Genomic DNA, 3,225 nt, shown 5'->3' on the forward strand with positions numbered 1-3,225 from the left:
CAACAACAAGTCGATCGAGCCGCGTGGCGAGGCCATACCGAACACCGAACTGTTCCGCCGATTGGCCGCGGCCATGGGCTTCACGGAGCCTGCGTTCACCCGCACGGACGAGGAGCTGATCGCCGAGGCATACGACTGGGAATCACCCGCCATGGAAGGCATCACAATCGAATCACTGAAGGAGAAAGGTTGGCAGCGTCTCAATCTTCCAGCTCCCGACGAGTACGCACCCCACGCAGAGGGCAACTTCAAAACTCCCTCCGGCAAGACCGAATTCGTGTCCTCGGCCGCGGCAGGCGGAAACTTCGTACTCCCGCTGTTCCGCCAAGGATCGAACGATCATCAGCCCGGCCAGCCGGTCGATCCGCTTCCGCACTACATTGCCCCGCGCGAGTCCAGTCGTGCGAATCCTGAACTGGCCGCCAAGTTTCCACTGAATCTACTGACCCCGAAGTCGCACGCGTACCTCAACTCCAGCTTCGGCAACATCGAGGTGCACCAGAAGGTGCAGCGCGAACCCTCGCTTCTGATCAACCCCGTCGACGCGGCGGCACGCGGCATCGAGTCGGGCGCGCAGGTCCGGGTATTCAACGAGCGTGGCGAGTTCGTCGTCATAGCCAAGGTGGACAAGTCCGTGATGGCAGGCGTCACCGTCTGTTCGATGGGCTACTGGCGGAAGAACTCTCTGTCGCTGTCGACGCCGGCGTCGCTGAACCCCACCGTCTTCGCCGACCTCGGCAACGCCCCCACCTTCTCGGACACCCTCGTCGAGGTCGCTCTGGTCGAGGGGGTCGTCGCATGAGCTACGTCGTGACCGACGCGTGTGTCGACGAACTCGACAAGTCCTGCGTCGAGGAATGCCCCGTCGACTGCATCTACGAGGGCGCCCGCATGGTGTACATCAATCCCGACGAGTGCGTCGACTGCGGCAAGTGCGTTCCGGCGTGCCCCAACGACGCGATCTACTGGGAGCACAAGCTGCCGGAGGACAAGAGCGTGTTCGTCGACATTGCGGCAGTCTTCTTCGACGAAACCGAAGCATCAGGAGGCGCAGAGGATTTCGGGCCGATCGGACGAGATCACCCGGCGATTGCGGAGATGAGCACCGGTGACAACTGATCCGATCGACATCGACTGCGACCTGATCATCATCGGCGCAGGACCGGTAGGGCTCTACGGCGCCTACTACGCCGGATTCCGCGGAATGCGAGTTGCGGTCATCGACGCCCTCCCCCACCCCGGCGGTCAGATGACTGCCCTCTATCCAGAGAAGCTCGTCTTCGACGTCGCCGGCTATCCCGCTGTCCGGGCGCAGAGTCTGGTCGACGCCTTGGTGGAACAGGCATCGCAGGCCGACCCCGTGTACCTGATGGAGCACGTCGCGATGACAGCCGTCGAAAGCGACGAACACGTGGTGGTGACGACGGACCGCGCCGCGACCGTCACGGGAAAAGCCATGTTGATCGCGGCAGGAATCGGCAAATTCACACCACGCCCGCTGCCTGCTGGATCCGAGTTCCTCGAACGCGGACTGCGCTACTTCGTTCCACGCCTCGACGATCTGGCCGGCCACGACGTGCTGGTCGTCGGCGGCGGTGATTCGGCGGTGGACTGGGCGCTGAGCCTGGAACCGGTCGCAGCGTCCGTTGCTCTCGTCCACCGACGACACAGCTTCCGCGCACACGAGCACAGCCTGAAGCTGCTCGAGGATTCCTCGGTCTCGGTACTGACTCCCTTCGAGGTACAACGAATATCGGGTGAAGACACGGTCCGATCGGTCACCATTGTGGAGTCCGAGACCGGCGAGTCCCGGGAGTTGCCTGCTACCAGCGTGGTCGCTGCGTTGGGATTCAAGGCGGCGCTGGGGCCGATCGGCACCTGGGGGTTGGACAAACATGGACGCGACATCGCGATCGATCGTTCCATGCGCACCAACCGATCCCGAGTGTTCGCCGCCGGTGACGTTGCCGGACACGACAACAAGGTCAAACTCATCGCGGTGGGTTTCGCCGAAGCCGCTGTCGCGGTCAATCACATTGCAGCCCTGATCAATTCAGGTGAGCAAGTGACACCCGGGCATTCCAGCGACCAGGCCTGATCCGCCTCACTCCTGATCGCTGGTCCGATGCGGTCGGGTGACGGCGCGGACGTCACCCGACCGCTCCGCCGCTGCGGCGCGGTACTGCCTCGGACTGACGCCGTACTGCTCCTTGAACGCTCTACTGAAGACCGTGAGGTCGGTGAAGCCCCATCGCTGTGCGATCTGGCCGAGAGATCGGTCGACTGCCACGCTGGCGACGATGTCGCGACGACACTTCTCCAGTCGGCGCACACGGATCGACCGCGAGAGCGTCTTTCGACTCTCTGCGAACAACCGGTGCAGTTGCCGAGTGGAGATGAGCATCGCGGTAGCGATCGTAGTCGGTGTCAGGTCTGGGTCGGCGAGGTTGTCCTCGATGAACCGGTCGATTTCTGGCATCAGACTGCGGCCGGCTGTAGCGGGAGCCGAGCCCAGAGTGGTACGCGCGATCACACTGACCAGGTCGCCGACCTCGTCGGCAACCGCACATGCACCGCCCGAGTCGAAAGCCGATCGCGCAGTCGCGAGGTCATGGAGGAATCGGCCCAACACACCGCTCATTCCGCTGCGGCCGTCGAACCGCACGGCGGTAAGCCCTGCCGATTCGTGCTCGGCAAGTGAAATCAACGCACGCGGCCACGTGAAGACCTCCAGCGACCACTGATCGTCATGAGGATCGCCGTTGACGATCCAATCGAACGGGCGAGAGGTGTCGTAGATGGCGAAATCGCCTCGGCTGAGCACACATTCGCGATCATCCTGACGGACGATGGCCTCGCCTCTCCGAATCATGCCGATCTGCAGGAAGTCGCAGCCGTCGGAGTCGATCAACGTGCTGTTGCGTTCGATCCGTTGACTGGTCGCATCGACGCTGGAGACCTTGAGATGTGCAATCGACTGCGAACGCACCGACCCGGTGAAGCGACTGTCCCCGATATCCGCAACATCGAGCGCGACGAAATGCGCTTGCAGCATATCGGCCCAGTCGACGGCGCTGGTCGTCCGAGCCGGCAGGGCAAACCCAGATCTGTTCAGCATGGATTTCCTCCTCTCGGTAGAACATATCCCCGTTTATTTCGCCGATGTTGAGAAATCGTGACGTCGTCGAGAATTCGTCGGTCCGGTCGATCGGGCCTGACTCGGTG

Annotated in this window: 4 protein-coding genes; 3 read left to right on the forward strand and 1 reads right to left on the reverse strand. The window is 62.7% G+C overall.

The window, feature by feature from the left end:
• The 3 genes from A2J03_RS25210 to A2J03_RS25220 form a co-directional block, all read left to right on the forward strand.
• The coding region (locus A2J03_RS25210) for a molybdopterin dinucleotide binding domain-containing protein (RefSeq protein ID WP_331712400.1) at positions 1 to 802 on the forward strand (802 nt) is incomplete at its 5' end.
• Positions 799 to 1,119 carry a ferredoxin gene (fdxA, locus tag A2J03_RS25215; protein ID WP_068379621.1) on the forward strand — a complete coding sequence of 107 codons (321 nt, stop codon included), beginning with the start codon at positions 799 to 801 and terminating at the stop codon, positions 1,117 to 1,119. The genes A2J03_RS25210 and fdxA, both read left to right, overlap by 4 nt.
• Complete coding sequence (locus A2J03_RS25220) at positions 1,109 to 2,098, forward strand: NAD(P)/FAD-dependent oxidoreductase (protein WP_068379624.1); 990 nt, start codon at positions 1,109 to 1,111, stop codon at positions 2,096 to 2,098. The genes fdxA and A2J03_RS25220 overlap by 11 nt, the downstream gene beginning before the upstream one ends.
• A 6-nt stretch (positions 2,099 to 2,104) precedes the next feature.
• On the opposite strand, the gene A2J03_RS25225 is transcribed toward A2J03_RS25220, so the two are convergent.
• Complete coding sequence (locus A2J03_RS25225; RefSeq protein WP_068379627.1) at positions 2,105 to 3,118, reverse strand: helix-turn-helix domain-containing protein; 1,014 nt, start codon at positions 3,116 to 3,118, stop codon at positions 2,105 to 2,107.
• Between the last annotated feature and the right edge of the window lie 107 nt (positions 3,119 to 3,225).

The organism is Rhodococcus sp. EPR-157 (assembly GCF_001647195.1).
GTDB lineage: Bacteria > Actinomycetota > Actinomycetes > Mycobacteriales > Mycobacteriaceae > Rhodococcoides.

What these genes read in the sequence shown, in the direction of transcription:
- fdxA (WP_068379621.1), top strand. Translation starts at nt 799, where the DNA reads ATGAGCTACGTCGTGACCGACGCGTGTGTCGACGAACTCGACAAGTCC.
- A2J03_RS25225 (WP_068379627.1), bottom strand. Translation starts at nt 3,118, where the DNA reads ATGCTGAACAGATCTGGGTTTGCCCTGCCGGCTCGGACGACCAGCGCC.